The following is a 1,614-nucleotide window of genomic DNA, read 5'->3' as shown; positions in this document are numbered from 1 at the left end:
AGGGCTCGGAAGAAATTACGCGATTTAGGACAATATAATGAAAAAATCCGCATTGGCGATCACCCTGGCATCGCTGCTTTCACCTGTCTCTTATCTACAGGCCCAAGAAACTTCTGTTGACGAAACCATCGTAGTTACTGCGAATCGATTCAAGCAAATCGATGGTGCTGTTCTAGCTCAAACCGTGACAGTAACGAAAGAAGATATTCGCCGTCAGCAAGCTGACAGTTTGTTTGATGTGTTCCGTACTTTGCCTAGTATTGAGGTTGCTCAATATGGTGGCCGTGGCCAAAACGCATCGATTTTTGTTCGCGGTGGCAGTGCCACCCAAGTGTTGGTTTTGGTTGATGGTGTACGTATGCCTCGCGCAATCATGGGCGGTATCGATTTCAACCAATTTCCAATCAACTCTATTGAACGTATCGACTACATTCGCGGCGCACGCGCATCTATCTATGGCTCAGAGGCGATTTCCGGCGTAATCAACATTATTACTCGAGCAAGTATTGATGATGATGCAAGCCGAGTGTCGGCGGGTTATGGCTCCAACAATCATAAAAAAGGCACGTTTGCCGTATCTAAACCTGTAGGTGAAGGTAAGCACATCAAAGGGGTATTAGGTTACGAGAAAACGGATGGTTTTAACGTTAAACCTTTGCCGGGTTTGAATGATGGCGATGAGCACGGATTTGAAACGTTGAACCTTAAATTAGGTTACCAGCAAAACTTTTCTGATAATTTTTCTGGTTACGTTGGCTTTAGTACATACAGCAACGAATACGACTATGACAACAGCAGTTATGGCAATCCTGGGTGGGGAACAGTAGATAAGCACGAAAAGAAAACGGGTGAAGTGGAATACGTAGGTGCAGATTTGTCACTTGAGTATTCTAAAGATGTTTACACTTCTGAGTTGAAGTTAGCTTACGGTCAACAAGACAACTATGACCTTAAATCGGGCCAAAGTAAGTCGACCGGCGATCACGTGGCCATCGAACAGTTCAATGCAATTTGGCTAAACTCATACAGCATCAATGATGAACTGAGTATTGGAGGCGGCTTAGATTACCGTAATGAGAAGTTAGCAAAAGGCTACCTTGCACCAAGTGACTGGGGACCAGCGAAAGACTACAACCCAGAGAAGAACCCAAGAACAAACATTGGCATCAGCGCAATCGCCCAATATGCATTGAATGCATGGACTTTCGAAGCCAGCGTACGTAATGATGAAAACAACCAGTTTGGCAACAACACTACGTGGCAAACCGCAGCAGGTTGGAAAGTTTACGAAGGATACGAATTAACGCTGAGCCACGGCACTGCATTCCGTGCGCCTAGCTTTGTTGACTTGTATTACCCTGGCTATGAAATGCCGAACTTAAAGCCTGAAGAGTCAAAAAACACGGAACTATCGTTATCTGGTGTGGCATCGATTGTTGATTGGACTGTAACTGGGTATTACAACCAAATTGAAAACATGCTGATCTGGAAAGGTGCGGGCATGCAAAACATTGGTGAAGCTGAGATTAAAGGTATCGAACTAGAAGTTAAACTCGATACTGATATTGTCTCTCATGAGTTCTACCTAGATTACAAAGATCCTGTCGACAAGTC

Annotated in this window: 1 protein-coding gene; it reads left to right on the top strand. The window is 44.4% G+C overall.

Annotated features, from left to right (window positions below; genetic code table 11):
• Positions 1–37: 37 nt before the first annotated feature.
• Positions 38–1,614, top strand: a 1,577-nt coding sequence (locus R7P35_RS24045) for a TonB-dependent receptor domain-containing protein (RefSeq protein ID WP_318092839.1), incomplete at its 3' end; no start/stop codon positions are given.

The sequence above is a fragment of the Vibrio sp. Vb0304 genome, assembly GCF_033338995.1.
Taxonomy (GTDB): Bacteria; Pseudomonadota; Gammaproteobacteria; order Enterobacterales; family Vibrionaceae; genus Vibrio; species Vibrio alginolyticus.
This window is presented reverse-complemented; position numbering and strand designations above follow the sequence as displayed.